Source organism: Natronorubrum halobium (assembly GCF_051351675.1).
Taxonomy (GTDB): domain Archaea; phylum Halobacteriota; class Halobacteria; order Halobacteriales; family Natrialbaceae; genus Natronorubrum.
This window is the reverse complement of the sequence record NZ_CP195595.1, coordinates 1419531-1436960: the sequence shown is the minus strand read 5'-3', so window position 1 is coordinate 1436960 and position 17430 is coordinate 1419531. Positions and strand designations below refer to the sequence as shown.

The window sequence follows — 17430 nt, the reverse complement described above, 5'->3', positions numbered from 1 at the left end:
CTGACACTACGTGTCAGAACCCTACCTAACCTCGCAGACCTCCGGTCTGCTCGCCACCGACCTCGGCCCGCAACTGGCGATTCGGGTAAAACCTATGACTGGAAACCCCGGCCCAAGTCAGTTGCAGAGCATGTACTTAGATTCCCGCACCGGCGAAATACGAGACACGACCCTACAATCCCATGAATACAGATTAAACCACTTTGTGAGGTGGTGCGACCAGAACGATATCAACGACCTCGCAGACCTCACACCTCTCGAGATTGAGCAATTCAAGAACTGGCGACGCAAAGACGGCGACCTCTCGAAAAGTGCCCTGAAAGGGCAAATGGACACATTCCGAGTGTTCATCCGATACCTCGGACGGATCGGTGTCGTCGATCCCGAACTCGAAGAAAGCGTTCCATCCATATCGATGACCCGGCAGGACGAAGTGAATAACCGCAAACTCGACGATAACCACGCACACGCCATCCTCGAAACACTTGACCGTTATCACTACTCCAGCACCCGGCACGTTTGGTTCCTCTTAGCGTGGCGGACAAGCGCCCGTGTAGGCGCATTACGCGCACTCGACGTGGATGATTACTCCAGTAATGACAAATATCTACATTTCAGAGAGCGGGACGGCACGCAGTTGAAAAACGGGCCGAGTGGAGAACGACCCGTCGCACTCAGTGACGAAACGTGCGCAATTGTGGATGATTACCTCGAGCACCATAGGACACAAACCACCGATAATCACGGACGAGAACCCCTATTCTCATCCAAGCACGGCAGAGTTCACAGGAATACCATGCGCAAATGGTGCTACCAACTCACATGCCCCTCATTCCGGGGTGACGAATGCGAGACCCCTGAGTGCAACAGCCAATCCGACGTGAAAACGGCATACAAATGCGAGGATAGTGTCTCACCCCACGCCATACGGCGTGGATCGATTACACACTTCTTGAGGCGAGATGTGCCGAAGAAAATGATCTCCGACCGGGCCGACGTGAGCGAAGACGTGCTTGACAAGCACTATGATCGACGGACAGCAGAAGAGAAAATGGAGCAGCGAAGAGACTACCTCAACAATATATAGGGTATACTTCCCCCCACTCGCAATTACTCGCATCGATCACACGACAAGTTGTGTTTAGTCTCGTGAAGGGGAAACTCCTCTTGGCCATGCCGAGTATCGCCAATAAAGACTCGAGTCCCACAGCGGTCGCACTCGTATTTTTGATTCACTACCCGCGTTAACCGCTGTCAGTCATGATCTCAAAAATGATCCAGTTTAACCCGTGCTCAGTGTCGCTATTCAATACAGCACTTCATTGGTGAACGTTCTATTCTTGTAGATTTTCAAGAGATTTTCGTACAGGCGATTAAATGGCAGAATAATGATGGTGTGGTATGATTCTAAGTCCAAAATCAGCAGGTCCACGCTACAGACATTTTTCTCCGTATTATCCTACTGTATGGAGACTATACGCATTATTTCCCAAATTTGTAAACTGTATCTGGATTATAGAAGACGTATGTCCTATTATCGCGAAATAGATTTAACTGTCGATCCCATATTCTGATCCGGAATGGTAGAGACGACACCGATTGAGAGAGTTGAAGTGTTCCGCAAAGACCGGATCTGGACTGCAGTTCCGATCTGTCAGGCGTCTGTATGCAACGACACAGCAGATTGCGCGCTCTCGAGTCCGGACGGCCATCCAGATGACAAATGGAGACTGTGTGAACATCACTTCGAGGAGACGAATGGACATGATCCATATAGTCTCAAAAACAAAGGTTGGTACCTGAGTAAACTGTACTTCCTTTGCGACCACTGTGGCCGCCAATTTTCCCATAACATACTGGAGGAGCATTACTGTCCTCCAGATGAGAAGGTGCAGAGGAACTGTTCGATGGATAGCCAACCGCGGTGATGCGGTCGAAACCTAAAGTGATCACAATGAGCCGTAACAACAATTCAACGGGCAGCAAGGTACAGAACAACAACTCCGAGGAAAAGTCTACAGATGGGATTGGTAATGATAGTAACCCCAAGGACAAAGCAGACAGTGACGATGGAACTGACCGCTACGAACTAAATGGGTTCAATATTCCAACGAACTTGGGTGACGCATACCTCGCGCAGGACCTTTCCCGTGACATGACCGAGGGTCGACGGTCGGGAGTGGCGTTTGTGTTCAGGCGCGACGCAGTGGATGGCACTGTTGATGAGGTGGAGGGGTACGACAAAGAGATTTGGTTCGAAATTAACCCCAATTCATCGGAACCCTATCGAGTCACCTCCGAAGCTCGATACTACAAGGCAGGAAGTGTTACAACAACTCAGCTCAACTCCAAAGACTACCAAGAGGCGGGATGGGCCATGCGCCGACTCGTCAAGGAGTGTGGCGGCGAAGTCGAGGGGAAAACGTTTCGCCAGACTGGGGGCGGTCGGTAGCTATGGATCTGCTCCTTACAGCAGATGAGGAGCAGCATCTCGGAATCACGTGCGAGTGTGGGAACTCGGAGTCACACCCGGAGGGAATCGTGGTAGAAGACGGTAACACGTTGTAGACCTGTCTTGCGATTCTATAGTGAACTGAGCGAGACTAGAATACGGTCGTTGGACGATCAGACGGTCAGTTTCTGTTCCAACTCCTCTATGGAGGGTTGTATCAACAATCTCCTCCAGAAAAGCGTGTATACATTTACTCGCAATCACACACCAATTGTTCGCATTGATCACACGATAGGTTGTGCCCCGTCTCATGAAGCAAAAACTCCTCTTGGCCGTGTCGAGTGTCGCCAACATAGACTCGCTCCCTGCAACGGTTGCACTCGTACTCTCGGTCCCCAACTTGTGTATAATATCGATATAGGATTTCCTGCTTTCGTTGTCCCTTCATTTCATTCCCAGACATGGAATAAAATAGTGCATGGAAGAATAATGGCGTAAGGGAGGATCAGCAGCAGGGAGCAGCAACTGAGAAACTACGGGCCAGTCCGCTCGATCAATTCCGATATCGAATTCTCCATCCCACACATAGAATATCATCGGCCCACGGTTCGTCCTGTGCGAACTTGAGGAGATAGTTGAGCGTGTCTCGACACTCAGTGAAGAGGAGGAGTTTCTCGTCCGGCTGTTCTTCAAGGAGTTCCGTGATCAGGGCTTCCACTGTCATATATGAGGTTTTGGAATGGTAGCTTGTGATCTGACGGACATATTGTGACACCTTCTCTAAGAGGTGGTGATTTTGTTTGACTCACATTTCATTGTCGATACATACATTCCCGAGACGCTCGTCGAAATAATTACTGAGTCGAGCTTTCGATCCAAATTGTGAGAGAAGAACGACAGGAGTTGAACCAGAGAGTTGAAGGTACACTTTTTAATGTGGGACATAGATTCCATGTCAAATGAGTCACTCTACGGAGGGCACTTACACACGCGAAATGGCCCGGAAGAATCTCGACGTCCTCCGAGCCGTTTCCGACAAAGTCGTCGAGGCAATCGAATCGGCGGCCGACGAAAATGTTCTCCAATTTTTAATTCAAGAACAGCAACTGGACATCCATCACGAGGGCAAACAGGGGATCGGCCCAATCCGCCGAGCGGTTCTCGAATCACCCGAGGCTTCGCAAGTGCTTAAGCGAGAGGTCATAACGCGTGGCGACGACACTCCGGACAATATTCTCGTACCAGATGAGGTCGAACGAAATGCACGAACGGCTCTGCGAACTGGCAAGCCTGTCGTCCTCTACGGGCCGACGGGAACTGGCAAAACCACGTTTGCGAAGCAATTGGCACTCGATCACTGCGTGGGGTATTCGCTACACACGGCCACGCCATCGTGGACGGCGAAAGACATTATCGGCGGAATCGGGCCGCAACTCACCGGATCGACCGGCATGCGCTCGCTGAACTACCACACGGAACTCGGGGCTGTAGCAGAGGGGGTGAAGCGAGCGCGCGATTTCGACATCACCTATTCGGTCATCTTGGACGAGATCACCCGCGCAGACATCTCGCAGATCTTCGGCCCGCTCTACACCGCCATCGAGAACCGGAATCAGACGCTCATCGAGACCGACAACGGCGAGCCGATCGAACTCGACGAGGATCTGTCCATCATCTGTACGATGAACATGTCCGATCGGACGGTCAACGAACTCGACAACGCCATCACGCGTCGATTCGCGATGATCGAACTCGACGAGTACGAGGACGATGATCGCCGCTCTCTGTTTACCGGATGGATCGACGACGAACTCGGCGACATCCCTCTCGTGGATAGTGACGACCTGCTCGAGCTATTCGAGGCTGACTACGACGGTATCAACAACGGTAGCGAACAAACCACTCGCGGCCCAATCATGCGATTCGGGCCGATGCACTATCGTGACGTCACCGTGTTCCTCCGCGAGGCGCTCCAAGACGACGATCTCTACATGGAACATCCCGAAGAAGCCGTGGGACAGGCGTTCCGAACGTTCATTGTACCGCGATTGCTGAACTCTGCCGCGTTCCCACAGATCGAGCAGATCGAGGAGCACTACCGGGCACTCGACAAACGATTCGACATGTTCGATCTCTCTCCGGCTGCTGAATTGGCCGGCCGCGAACTCGAGGCCGAACAGCGCCAGATGGGATCGTACGACAGATGAGTTCCTCAGATACCATCGAATCGTACACATACGAACCCGGGGAGTTTCGCGTTCCCGAGCGGGGCGAAATCCGCATCGAGGGATGCCCTCCGTCGATCGATACACAGCTCGAGCGGGCGTCGTTCGATCGTGAATCGGCGAACGTCTTCACGAAGTCACAACCCGTAATCGACGATCGTGACACAGAATATCAAGTCGTCACGGTGCGCGTCGACGGGCCGGTTCTGCGCGTGACTGCTCGTGACAACATAGGGATCATCAGTCTCACACCGCGGTCGAACCTTCGAATTGAGCCGAAGATCGAGTGGGAGCACATCTTCGACATGCTGCTCGCGGTTCACAGCCGCAAACGTTCCGTGGAGTACCGCGGCGTCCCTCTCTCGGAGTTTCGCAGCAAAGACGTCGATCTCGAGGACGTTTTTCTCATTCTCGCGATTAACTATTTGAACGGACTGGAAGACATCCACCGCAACGGCTTCCTTCGTCGTCTTGAGACGCGTCGTGCCGATCTCGAACAGCCCCGGGGCGTCATCGACGTTGAGCAGTCGCTGGTTAATCAGGCCGAAGGGCGCGCCCAGCAACACTGCATCCTCAAAGAGGTCAACTACGACAACCCAGCTAACTCGTTGCTCCACTACGCGGGCGTCCACCTGCTCCGCCTCTTCCGCAACTACGAGAGCAAATACGATCACCAAGCCTTCTATCGCGTGTTCTCACGCGTCCATCAGCAGGTTCGTCACTTGGAAGAGCTCGAGGTCACGAGCGGGCGCCGGCGCATTCCAGAGTACCGACGCTTTTCTCTCGATGATCTCCCGAAGCAACGCCACTACTACCAACAGGCGACCGACGTCGCCAAAGCGGTCGTTTCCGCCTCGCTTGGCACCCCGACGATGGAGAGTGAGCGAGAGCTGATCGTCGACTACGTGATGAACATGGAGTCGCTGTTCGAGCAGTACTCGCAGGTGGCCATCGAGGACGAACTCGAGAGCGTGATGGAGTACGACCAGCTCGGACGGACTGAGAACGTTTCGGCCGTGCGGTCGCCGACCGTCCAACCGTTCGCCGACGAGGGACAAACGTACCATCAACCCGATCACGCCGTCGAGGAGGGGGATGACACGCTCGCGGTTTTGGATTCGAAATACTACGCCGAGGACAAGGATCCGGTCAAGAGCGGCAACTCGCGGTCGCGGCTCTTCAGCTACGCGTACCTGCTCAACACCGATCGGATGGGATTCCTGTGTCCGCTCAACGAACCTCGAACGCGAACGGTTTCGCAAACGAATGCGGAGCTAGAAGTCATCTCGCCGACGACTGAGGACTTCGAACTGGAAGCGTATCACGAGGCAATTCGAAACTACTTACACGATGTTCTCGAGCGTCGATATCCAGAACTAGAGGCCTTCCGGGCCGTCATGGAACATCGCCTCTGCCTTGACCAGTACGACGCGTCAGATCTCGATCGCGTGACCGACACAGACGGCCCCTTCGATTTCAGCAACGTCCACGAATTCTCGCTTCGAGTGGTCAACGCAGCGGCTGACTCGCTTTCATCGCGAGTGCGCTCCAGATCCGATCTCGAACAGAGTGGACAGTGGACGCGTCGTCAAATCAAAACTCAATGTCAGCAGCGATCGGCGGAGAACACGACTTGCGTACCTGTATTCCGTCGCGAGCAGAATGAAGAATTGATCGACCTGTACTTCCTTACCAAAGGCGAAGGTGATGACCGAATTGAGGTAGGTGCCGAGTCGGGTTTCCGACTTTTGTGACGTTCTATGACTACGTTTCGGCGATATCACCGTGAAGAGTAAGGCTGTCGGTTAGTCTGTCAAAGAGACGCTCTTCGCGCTCATTACAGAATTCTTCGAAACGGTCATACTGGAATTGCTCTACGTCGTCCCACGGAAGGCAATGTGTTGTGGCCACCTCTTCGGTCGTCATACCGTTATCGCAAACGTCTCTGATCCAGTCGTCCGGATCGTCGTCGCCCTTGGACTGGTTTTCCGGAATGAGTTGGAGATTCCCGAGACGGTGCTGATCCCTTTTGCAGACATCCACCTCAGTCTCTCCCAATCCTCGGTCCAATAGTGCTTGATCATCATTGAGTTTGTTCCGGGGAAAGATGTGATCGACCTGTACTTGGTTCGCCTCGTCTGTTTCTTCGCCAGACGTTCCATTCACGAGAACACCGCTAATTCGATCGTCCGTGTACGATTTCGTGAGCAACAGATGCTTCACCGACCCGCTTCGATAGTCCGTTTCCTCGACCAATGTCTGCAACCGATCCTCGTCTAGTTCTAATTCGATTCCACGTCCTCGGAAGTTTTCGAGGATTTCTAAGATCGGGAACGAATTAGCGTCGATATGATCTTGGGCCTTGCGGAGTACGGTGTCTGATCCGATCGTGAACAGGTTGTTGCAAACGGTGATACAAAGCCAGTAGTCCATTCGATCTCGAATCGGCGACGTTGGATGGACGGATTCAGCTGGTTCCTCGGCGAGATTCTGATAACAGTAGTAGACGATTGGAAGCATTGCACTGTTCGATGTGAGGCACTTCCTCCCGTAACCGAGTTCCTCCGTGACGATTCTGTAAGCTTCGTCCATTGCCTTGTCGAACGCATCGCTGTTCCAGACGTCCTCGAGATCACGGATGTTATCCGGAATGAGGTTCTCTCGTCGAAAACTCGGAGGGTGGCCGGCCAACATCAGGAGCGTTCGGAGAAGGAACCCCTTTCCGAATCCAAAGCCGTACTCTCCGAATCGTTGCTCGAGGTCGTCCACGTACGATTCGATGGCCTCCTTCGGATCCTCGTCCTCGGACTTCCAGTACACGGCCATCTGTGAAAAGGCGATGTCGGAGTTGCTCAACGGCTCTCCACCGTCATTCCGCCTGACGAAAAGATCGAGCGCGACTTCACTGTCCATGTCGGACACGTATTCGATAACGAGGTGTTCGTCCACGAACATCGCCTCATGGAGACGGTTGAGGTTTCGTTTGATCGCTGCCTTCTCGTCAGATGATCGAGCGATTGACGCCTGTAATTCGTCGATCTCCTCAGTGATGGATTCTAATTCCCAGACCCGGGGTACGGGCCACCAATATGCGTCATCTTCAGTCCGATTTTCTCCGGACGTCTGGAACTTGAATCGATAACGATGATCGTCGTCGATCCCGTCTTGCTCTTCCGGATCCGACAGAACGTCAAGGTACAGTTGCCGCTCCGAGTACGAATTGAGTTTGCTTTTCCACTGCTGAGACTTGTGGCGATAGTGTGTTCCGCGAAGACCGATTAAGAAGGACGTGAGTCGCTGCTGACCATCGAGCGCAAACGTGTAATCTCCCGGGGTTGGTTCGTCATCGGAGAGGCGGTCACTTTTGTTCCTCACCCACCGCTCGTCGCGTTCGTGTTTTTTCTCGGTTGGATATGCGGATTCTTCGACGTAGTGCTTGATGAACCGATACGTAGCTTCCGTTTCTGCGGTTTCGCCGTCAACGTGCCAGAACAACAGAGCGCCGATGGGTAGCCCTCGGAGCACAGAATCGAATAAATCCTCTATCTGCGGGTGACTCCAGCAGAACTCCCGTTGCAAGGAAGGAATGTATATCGGCTCTTCCGGCTCGTCCTCGTCTGTGGCAAGGCGAGTCACTAATTCACCAACTGTCGCAGATTTCTGGTCGAACCACACCCGTTCCATAGTCCGATATGTCATACTAGTTTTAAAACTGTGATGGTGCCTGTAGTATTCATTAGAGAGAACAATATGGCGGCCTTTCCCGACCGAGAAGAGGCGGCTCCGTTGAACCTATTTAGAACGGAGTCGTCAGCCAGCCGTGTTCCCTTCGTTTGATCTGCGACCCGAAGACACGGCTCAATCGATATAGCTCATCACCGGACTGTAATTCGAAATCCCGTTGTCGACGCTGAAACGCACCATCGACGGCGAACTGAATGGTCGGGAGCGGCGATCGGCTTTCGAGGCTGTTCGCTCGTCGATCCATCAATCGCGATAGTTCGGTCACTGTATCCTCGTCTTCGAAGAAGTCGTCGAGTCCGACCACGCAGACCTCATCGGGAACTTCGTTTTCGCGTAGCATCTCCATGAACTCCGCTACTGGAACCCGATGGTCGAAGAGATCGTACTCATCGGCGACGACGATGTTGTAGACGCCGGGAAGTTGTCCTGATTCAGGCATCGTTATTCGAAGTTGATTTCGACCGAGATGCTACTCGTCTCGTCGGGCATCCGTTCGAATAGGTCGCGAACGGCGGTGAAGTCCTCCCCGGGCTCGAGGGTCATTTTTGTCATCGTCTCGGTGACGTTTGCGGTGCCCTGCAGCGGGCCGGGGATGCCCATCCTGTTCTCGAGGGTGAACCGCACTTCGCCGTAGGAGACCTCGCCGGTGTCCTCCTCTTGGCGCCACTTCGTCCTGAGTTCGGCGGGGTCATCGCCGTTGAATTGGAATCGCCATCCCTCCTCACCGGGAACTTTGAACTGGTAGCCCGGCGACCAACGCGTCGGATCTTCGGAGCCGTCCAAGCCGATGACGTACGCTGGATCCTCGTCGCGACCGAGGTGCTGCAAGAGGTACGTCTGGACGGCTTCTTCCGACACGGACGCGTCGAACCGTTCAGCGATACTTCCGACGGTGAACTCGTCGCTGACGTCAAGGTCGGCGATATAATCGCGGATCTGTTCGCCGACATCGTCCGAGACGGTCGGCACGATGGTCACGTCCGTCGGATCTCGATCGCCGAGCGAGGACTCGAAACGCCGATCGATGTCGAGAACGTAATCCTCGACGAGGGAATCGTTCACTGCCTCCCGGAACGCCGATTCCGTTTGGCCGTCGGGGAGATACACGCTTTCGTCGCCGCGAATCGTTTCGAGAACTCGGCTGGTGTTGGCCTCCCCAGTGGATTCCAACGCGTTCCGGATGCGGTCACGCACTTCCGGCGTGCCGATCGTTTGTGCGCCGGAGACGTCTCGAATGGTCGCATCTGGTTGGGCTTTGCTGACGATGTCCGTCCCGCTGTAGAGGACGTATTTGTCCTCCCTTGCGAGCCGTCCGACGGCGGTCATCACCGCGTCATGGGAGTCTCCATCAAGCCAGATCTCCCTGTCCTCGAGCAGTTCGAGTTCGAAGTTGCCGACGTCAATCGAGACGTCACCGCTCCCGAACTGTTGGCGGAGTTTTTGTTCAACATCCTCGTCGTCCCATCGCTCGACATTGTCTTCGTGGAGAAGCACGGTGTCAAGGGAAATCCCGCTGAGCGACGACGAAAAGCCGTTGGAACCGTGTGTGATCACAGGCTTGTCCTCGAGCGCGTCGACGGTTGCGTTCAACACGTCGTTGGGACTGCCCGGGATCGGATACGTGGGTTGGCGGAGGAACTGCTCGTAGACGTCTTCGATGCTCGCCTCGCCGCGACGGTCGAACAAGTCCGAGACGATCCCCCAGATGTGGGTCTGAAGGTCGATCCCTTCGGCGGTGATTTCGTCGGCGATGTCGTTCGCGTTGAGCGGTTCGCCGTCTTGGACGAACACGTCGAGATCCATCTCGGCGAGTAAGTCGAACTCGTTCAGGAGATTTTCTCCGTCGAGGACTTCTCCGTAGGCGAGTTCGACGCGGTCGCGGAGCTCGCGCGTCTCGTCTTGTTTCTGCCGTTCGACGGACGAGCGGATTTCGCCGTCGAGCGAGTTGTCCTGCAAGACGCGGTCGGCTCCCTCGATGTATCGCGCCTTCTCGATGAAGCCCGTTCCGGACTCGATGGCCTTGTCGCTGCTCGGCTGGACGAATACCAGCGTGTTCCGCCATTCGCGACCGGGACTCCCGTCCGCGTTCTTGATGACCGTGCTGACCCCCTCTTGGCCCCACTCGTCGGCCTTGACGACCACTTTCGCGTCGCGATTGTCGGGTACCGACTTGAGGTCGTTCTCGACGAAGCCGACAGGGTAGGCGTTGTCCCCGAACACTTGTTCGACGATCTCAGCTATCTGTTCGAGCGCGATTTGCTCGTCGACCTCGTTGGCCTTGTTCTGGATAAGGGCGTTCGGATTCTGTCGGTCTCGAATGGCGTACTTGCCGTTGAGTTTGTGGAGGTACCACGCGACGCCGTAGAGCTGCTCGAGATTGAGGACGATGTCCGAGACGAGCCCACCCGTCTCGTATGCCCCCATCACGATCTCCGCCTTTCCGGCACCCTCGTCTTCGTCGGGCTTGAGACTGTAGAGGAGAATCGTGTTGAGAATCCGCCGGCCGTGAGGGATCGCGTCGGGATCGACGCGGTGCTGGATGTCATCGATGCAGACGTTCGGCCGATCGAAGTTGATGCGCGAGAGTTCGTCCTCGAAGATCACCGCGTCGATGTCCCCGTGAGTGACGAGGTCGGTCTGCTCGATGAGCAGTGGTGCGTCATCGTCGTCGGGATCCGCATTCGGATCCGCAGCCGCGAGCAACACCTTGGAGAAGAGGTAGATCATCCCGCGCGTGTTCTGGTGGCCTTCGTCAGCGTAGTAGCGCGTCTCGAGTGCCTGCAGGAGAACGGGGTGGAACGGATACGACTCGCGCATATCCTCGGCGAGATCGTCGGGGATGTCGGAGTCTGGCACGTGGTCGTTGCCCGTGTACGCGTCCACGTATCCGTCAACGATGTCCGCGACTGCGGCCTCGTCGATATCGTCGATGAGCCGGTGGCGAAGCACCTCTCGCTTGCTCACCTTGTTGTTCATGTTGACCTCGGACGCGTTCTCTCGGTCGAGGATGTTGTGAACCTCCGATCCCTTGCGGAGAACGGAAACGATGGCGAAGACATCGGCGTCGTCCTCGTCGGTCGCCTCAAGATACGACTGGAGGAAGCCGCGGTTGGCCTTCTTGCGCTCGCCCGAGAGCGTGTCAAACCAGTCCTCGAGTTCGTCGATCAGGAACGCGACGGTCTTGTCGCCGACCGCGTCGAGGACGGTCTGTCGGTCGGGGTAGCCTCCGCTCTCGAACGAACCGGGATCGTAGTCGAGCGCGTCGAAGAAGGGTTCCCAGAGGTAGTCGGGCTGGTAGTCCTGTAGTGAGACGGTGATCGCCTCCGTGTCGTCTTCGTCGGGTAACGTGTCGGCGAATTCATCGACGTGCTGGTCGCCGAACGCGCCCGCGGCCCCGGGCGAGGAAAAGCAGTGGTACATCGCCACCATCTGGTGAGACTTACCGCTGCCGTATGGCCCGTAAAGGATGTGCGTCCCGTAGTTGGCGTCACCCTCAAGGGAGTCTCGAAGGTCGACGAACGCTTCGCGCAGCCCTTGTGTCATCAGCGTTCGATCGAAGAAGGTGGACGCGTCGGCCTCGAACTCACCCTCATCGTCGACGTTGTAGAGTTTGACCTGTCCGTCGATCTGCCCCTCCTCCCTGAGTTCGCGGCTTATAGTGACCGTATCCGCGATAGTTCGTGAGAGAGATTCCGTGCTGGCCATTTGATGTCATAGACACCGTATGTTAACTGCTTAAATACTGTGTCTTGTTGCTTATGCATAGTCCACGTCGGGAAACAGTATAATGGAGCCATTTTTAGCAAAGAGATTATTATAGGAGAGAGATAGGTTCAATCTATGCTCCTCCACTTCGTCGAAGATGACGAATACGCCTTCTATTTTCCAGATGCCTCAGATTTTGATAGACACTGGCGGGAAGCACAAACGGATCCAGACGAGAACTACCATATCAAGGCAACTCTCCGCTCTATATTCGATTGGGTTGAGGTTGCAGAGGCGTTTGGAGAATCTCCTGAAGCCAAGATTTGGGGGTTGATAGAAGATTCTACTGCCGAAAGTCGGGCATTAGTTGCAGCTGGGGCAGTTGTCGAGTGGGAAGAACAGAGTGGTAGAGAAGCATATGATAATGCTCGGGCTGCAATCTCATTGCTCGATCAGGAGTACGAAAATGCCCTCGGAAGAGGATGGTACTCGGTAGCTCTGTTTTGTCTTCAGAAGATGGTCGAACTTGAAAATCAGGTTAATTTTGCAGGTTCGATAGAAGTAGAAAGGACCGTCGAGTTGATCGAGGCAATCACCGATACGTCTGATGTACACCTCGGCAACCTCTCTGAGTCGCTGCAATTGCTTGTTGACAACGAACCAATCCTCGATCCACAGGGAGAAGCTGAAAAACGAGCGTTCGTTCTTTGTATTAGACAAGCGAACCGTCTTCGCGTCAAGAATCAACTCTTCCAAGAGAGGAGTCTTCTTTCGACTACGATCGAGCTAGCAGAGATACTGAATCTCCCCACCGATGATCTGGAGGAGCGATACGTTGATACCTATCGTCTAAATGCTGATTTACAATCGGATCAGAGCGCCTCTCTCGAAGCTCAGGAACTTGTTCGAGCGTTAGAAGATCAGACTGTACTTGATCGCTTGTCCGACGATGACAAAGAAGAGTGGAAATCGCGACTACGCTCTGCAGTCCAATCGGCAGCACATGAACTGAAGCGGGAGGGTGCAGTCATAGACTCACCACATCAACGGTACCTCCATCAGGCGAGTGTGGAGAAATTCGTTCGGCAGTTCGAGCACATCAAATATGTGTACAATGCTGATGCTGCATTGTTCTGGCTCCTGACTCACGATGAGCTCATCCCGAGTTACGCTGAGGATGAAGAATCCTTCGGAATCCACGATATACTTACCCAAACGATATATTCCCTCCAAGGACACCTCATCGAATTCGATCCTGAAGAGGCAGATCTCTCAGCGCGATATTCGATCGAGGCTCGGATTGCAATATCTACCGTGGTTAGCGTGATTAGCTCACTCATCTCGACTGGCAGCTTGACTGAGGCAGAAATCTATGCCTTTCTCAATAAGGTGCCAGATCTGGACTCGAAGAACGTATGGTATCTCACGCGATTCATCTCCAACGTCTTTGATGGTAACGACGTCGAAGCGATTCACCTCGGTGCCACTCGAGTAGAGCCGGTCTTGTACAATCTACTGCGTAAAGAAGGAGAAGATGTAGACGCACTCATGGATGACGGAACTGGAACACGAACACTTGGAAGTCTGGTTCCGAGCCTCGGTCAATACGTGAGTGAGGATTTTCAGGAGTATATTCGATATACATACAATGAGCCTGTCGGACAGATGTTCAGTGGGAATATCCGAAATCGCGTCGCTCACGGATTGCTACTCCCAAGAGAAAGCAACAGATTATATTCGTTGCTCATCCTGACTGATCTCCTCCGGATTATAACTCGAATGAATATCACAGCACATCACGCTAGATTCGGAATTCCTGATACGATTCTCATACCGACCTCCGATTTGAGTCCGTTCTTTCCTTTCGTGGTACGGTCATATAGTGGATCAGAGCTTCCTAAGCAGGATCGTTTCTTGGATTATCTCGATGGTCAATCCCGAACCGTTGAAGAGATTTCTGAGTGCTTCGACATCCCGTATAGCTTGGCATTAGTACGCATTCGTCTCTCAGAAGCTACTGGCGAGATTTTGTTCGATGAAGGATCTGGAGTAATAGAGAAGGACTGAATCTCTAGACTTACGACCTTGTCCAAGTGTTTTTAATTGCTCACAAACTGTCTATCGCAGTACGTTGCGTGACCTGCGGACGAACACCGACATCGACAACATCTTCCTGCTCAAGACCGACGTTCTTCAAGAACTGCTCCGGATGCGACTGGGGAAACCGTACTTGTACCCTTGACGACGTAGAGTAGGTGTTCGGGAACCGACCCGGGGAGATTCAATCTGAGGGGTTAGAGAACATAGTCCCTAAGTAGCGGCAGCACGATAGTAGGTTCTCTGTTTCGTAGTCAGTTGATTCTCCGGCCTCAAGCGGAAACCTATACAACCCTCCCAAAGACACGTTGCAGTAATCAATGTCTCAACAGAGTAGGCAGTCTGAGAACGGGGAGCGGAACACGCTGCCCATCGAGCGGGGGTTCCCGATCGAACAAGTGAATGAAATCGCCGAAAAGGAGGGGAGAGCCAAACAGTGGTATCGTCCCATCTACACGATGCACAAATGGTGGGCACGTCGTTTGGGCTGTGTGTTCCGGACTATCTCACTTTACTCGCTAGTTGACGATCCTGACAAAGTGGAGGTCTTCGATCCCGGCCAGAACACTTCTCTCTCCGATTATACGACGGACAAGGATCGAGTACAGGAATTGATCGATAACGTCGATCTGAACGATCCCGAATCTCTGTGGGAACTCTTTCCGAAGGATGTTCGCATCAAGGACAAGAAGGTGCTTGACCCGTTTATGGGTGGAGGTACGTCTTTAGTTGAAGCCTCTCGTTTCGATGCAGAAGTCGTAGGGAGCGATCTGAATCCAGTTGCGTGGTTCGTGTCGAAGAAGCAGCTCGAAGCGGGCACGATCGACGTCGATCAACTCGAAAGCGCCTACGAGACAGTAAAACATGATGTGAGCGAGACGCTCACTGATTACTACAAAACGGAGTGTCCTCACGGCGACCACCACGCGGATGTGGTGTACAACTTCTGGGTGAAGGAACTTGACTGCGTCTCTTGTGGGCATACGGTTCCGCTGTTCAAAGACTACCGGATAGGGAAGGAACGTTACGCCGACGACAGTGGCTATAACGTTCTCTGCCCCGACTGCGAGTCCGTCGTTGTCGTTGAGGACTGGCGGAGCGAGTGTACCTGCTCACAGTGCGACCATAGTTTCGTCCCCGAGAACGGAACTGCGGGTAGAGGGGAGTACAGTTGCACCGAGTGTGGACAGCAGTACCCGATCATCGACGCCATAGACGAACAGGATGGGTTCGACACCAAGCACTACGCCGTCGAATACTACTGCGCCCACTGCGACGATGCCGGAAAGGATCGAGGCGAGTACCGCGGATACAAGCAGGCAGAACCGTTCGATCAGGAACTGTTCGAAGAGGCCAAAAGCAAATGGGAGAACAGCACCGAACTCTCCGAATACGTTCCGAGCGAATCCATCCCTCTCGGGATAAAGACTGATAGCTCGAAGTTCGAGGGGAGCATCGGAGGCGGATTCAACGTCATCAGGCACGGCTATTCTGACTGGACAGACATGTACAACGAGCGCCAGCTCTTCGGCCTCTCTACGCTCCTTCGGTCTATCGATCAGATCGAAGACTCCGAGATGAAGGAGTACCTGCTCTTGGCGTTCTCGGAGGCGCTCAACTACAACTCGATGATGATCGTCTACAACCCGGGGTACAACAAGGCAGCAAATATCTTCAAAACGAACGCCTTCGACCCACCGCTTAAACCGATCGAGAACAACATCTGGGGTACCGAGTACGGCACAGGGACGTTCTCGAAGATGTGGGATATGGTCAAGAGAGGAGTGGAGTACGCACAGAACCCCACAGAGCGATATATCGAGAACGGAGACGTGGAGGAAACAGACGTGTTCTCCAAGCCGATCGGAGAGAACTCCTCCGTTTATTGCCGTGACATCCGGGACATAGAGGAGGAGGACGAGTATGACGCAGTCATAACCGATCCTCCGTACTACGACAACGTGATCTATTCTGAACTCTCCAACTTCTACTACGTCTGGCAGAAGATTCTCTTGAAGGAAGAGTACGATGTTTTCCAACACGAGAGTACACCGAGAGCAGAGAGCATCGTCGCCAACCCTGCAGAGGGGAAAGGTGTCGAGGAGTTTGAGGCGGAGATGGAGGAAGCGTTCGAGAGGATTCACAGCGTGCTCAAAGACGACGGTGTTCTCGCCTTCACGTACCACCACAGCGACTCGGAGTCATGGGGTGAACTGCTGACGGCGCTATGTGACAACGGGTTCGAAGTCACCGCCTCCTACCCGATTTCGGCGGACATCAACAAGTCGAACTGGCGACTGACAGACGGCAGCGCTGTCGACTTCGACATCATCATCGTCGCCCGCCCCGCCCAAGACCGCCAGCCTATCTCGTGGAACAGCCTCCGCCGTAACATCTACCGAACTGCCCAGAAGACCCGACAGCGCCTCGAAGAAAATCGCGACCTCTCCCGCGGTGACATCGGCGTCGTCGAGATGGGGCGGTGTTTCCACGAGTACTCGAAACACCACGGCAAGGTCGAGCGGGCTGGCGAAACGATGACCGCCAAGGAGGTTGTCGACGAGATCTACGGCGTCATCCAACATGGCAGCGATATTGGCGAGATCGATGTGTTCCTCGACCTACTAGAAAGCCCGGACGCGTCCTACGACGACCTCAACAAGTTAACTCGTGGGACGAACGCCACGCCCGAACGTATGGGTGATATGCGTCTCTACCAGATGGACGACGGCTTCAAACTCGGTACGTGGGATGACGAGAAGCGTATTGCCTACATCCAGTCACGCGTCGAGAGCGACGAGGAACTAACCGACCTTGACAAAGCGCAGTTCCTCCGCTACCGGTGGGAGCACGGCAAGTCCGTCTCCGAGTACCTCGGCAAGTGGGAGATTACTGACGACTTGCGTGAGCTGTGTGAGGGGCTGGCCGATGCGACCGGTGACGATACGTACCGTAACATCCTCGAGTCGCGCTTGAGCGACTTCGACACCTAATCGCTGTCTCGACAGGTTATTCGACCGGGAACTTTTCGCCTATTCTCCGAAAGGATGAGTTATAGATACGATATTTGCGTTCTCTGGAGCCCTCTAACCTGAATTCCGACGGTTGTTCAGTCATCTACCATTGGAGCGTGAGCGGACGACGACACCCCAGAATGTTCAGAACAAATAGGTTATTTCAGGCTGGGCAGGGTGGGCATGACCAAGG

10 protein-coding genes are annotated in these 17430 nt (G+C 54.0%); 6 read left to right on the top strand and 4 right to left on the bottom strand.

Features of this window, described 5'->3' with window-relative positions; all coding sequences use genetic code 11:
- The first annotated feature begins 10 nt into the window (after positions 1-10).
- Both ACSFC7_RS07020 and ACSFC7_RS07015 read left to right on the top strand, forming a co-directional pair.
- Positions 11-1087, top strand: coding sequence for a tyrosine-type recombinase/integrase (locus ACSFC7_RS07020; RefSeq protein WP_436347010.1), 1077 nt, complete (start codon positions 11-13; stop codon positions 1085-1087).
- 867 nt (positions 1088-1954) lie between these two features.
- Entirely contained in the window at positions 1955-2452 is a 498-nt protein-coding gene (locus ACSFC7_RS07015; RefSeq protein WP_436347009.1) for a hypothetical protein, read from the top strand.
- Positions 2453-3005: 553 nt separating this feature from the next.
- On the opposite strand, the gene ACSFC7_RS07010 is transcribed toward ACSFC7_RS07015, so the two are convergent.
- Complete coding sequence (locus tag ACSFC7_RS07010; protein ID WP_436348048.1) at positions 3006-3176, bottom strand: hypothetical protein; 171 nt, start codon at positions 3174-3176, stop codon at positions 3006-3008.
- A 235-nt stretch (positions 3177-3411) separates the two neighbouring features.
- Here ACSFC7_RS07010 and ACSFC7_RS07005 point away from each other — a divergent pair, with 235 nt between their 5' ends.
- On the top strand, positions 3412-4659 hold the full coding sequence (locus tag ACSFC7_RS07005; RefSeq protein ID WP_436347008.1) for an AAA family ATPase: 1248 nt from the start codon (positions 3412-3414) through the stop codon (positions 4657-4659).
- Positions 4656-6431, top strand: coding sequence for an McrC family protein (locus ACSFC7_RS07000; RefSeq protein WP_436347007.1), 1776 nt, complete (start codon positions 4656-4658; stop codon positions 6429-6431). Before ACSFC7_RS07005 ends, ACSFC7_RS07000 begins: the two co-directional genes overlap by 4 nt.
- A gap of 10 nt (positions 6432-6441) precedes the next feature.
- Here ACSFC7_RS07000 and ACSFC7_RS06995 read toward each other — a convergent pair whose 3' ends face one another.
- The 3 genes from ACSFC7_RS06995 to ACSFC7_RS06985 form a co-directional block, all read right to left on the bottom strand.
- Positions 6442-8361: a DUF262 domain-containing protein gene (locus ACSFC7_RS06995; protein ID WP_436347006.1), complete on the bottom strand. Its 1920-nt coding sequence runs from the start codon at positions 8359-8361 to the stop codon at positions 6442-6444.
- A 112-nt stretch (positions 8362-8473) separates the two neighbouring features.
- A complete protein-coding gene (locus ACSFC7_RS06990) occupies positions 8474-8860 on the bottom strand; it encodes a hypothetical protein (protein ID WP_436347005.1) in 387 nt (128 codons plus the stop codon).
- A 2-nt stretch (positions 8861-8862) separates the two neighbouring features.
- Positions 8863-12126 (bottom strand): DUF499 domain-containing protein, encoded by a 3264-nt coding sequence (locus ACSFC7_RS06985; protein ID WP_436347004.1) that lies wholly within the window; start codon positions 12124-12126, stop codon positions 8863-8865.
- Between the two features lie 135 nt (positions 12127-12261).
- Here ACSFC7_RS06985 and ACSFC7_RS06980 point away from each other — a divergent pair, with 135 nt between their 5' ends.
- Together ACSFC7_RS06980 and ACSFC7_RS06975 are read left to right on the top strand one after the other, a co-directional pair.
- Entirely contained in the window at positions 12262-14193 is a 1932-nt protein-coding gene (locus ACSFC7_RS06980; RefSeq protein WP_436347003.1) for a hypothetical protein, read from the top strand.
- 350 nt (positions 14194-14543) lie between these two features.
- On the top strand, positions 14544-17216 hold the full coding sequence (locus ACSFC7_RS06975) for a DUF1156 domain-containing protein (protein ID WP_436347002.1): 2673 nt from the start codon (positions 14544-14546) through the stop codon (positions 17214-17216).
- Positions 17217-17430: the final 214 nt, after the last annotated feature.

Coding starts and splice junctions, on each gene's coding strand:
- ACSFC7_RS06990 (WP_436347005.1), bottom strand. CDS start 8,860: ATGCCTGAATCAGGACAACTTCCCGGCGTCTACAACATCGTCGTCGCC.
- ACSFC7_RS06985 (WP_436347004.1), bottom strand. CDS start 12,126: ATGGCCAGCACGGAATCTCTCTCACGAACTATCGCGGATACGGTCACT.
- ACSFC7_RS06995 (WP_436347006.1), bottom strand. CDS start 8,361: ATGGAACGGGTGTGGTTCGACCAGAAATCTGCGACAGTTGGTGAATTA.
- ACSFC7_RS07010 (WP_436348048.1), bottom strand. CDS start 3,176: ATGACAGTGGAAGCCCTGATCACGGAACTCCTTGAAGAACAGCCGGAC.
- ACSFC7_RS06975 (WP_436347002.1), top strand. CDS start 14,544: ATGTCTCAACAGAGTAGGCAGTCTGAGAACGGGGAGCGGAACACGCTG.
- ACSFC7_RS06980 (WP_436347003.1), top strand. CDS start 12,262: ATGCTCCTCCACTTCGTCGAAGATGACGAATACGCCTTCTATTTTCCA.
- ACSFC7_RS07015 (WP_436347009.1), top strand. CDS start 1,955: ATGAGCCGTAACAACAATTCAACGGGCAGCAAGGTACAGAACAACAAC.
- ACSFC7_RS07000 (WP_436347007.1), top strand. CDS start 4,656: ATGAGTTCCTCAGATACCATCGAATCGTACACATACGAACCCGGGGAG.
- ACSFC7_RS07005 (WP_436347008.1), top strand. CDS start 3,412: ATGAGTCACTCTACGGAGGGCACTTACACACGCGAAATGGCCCGGAAG.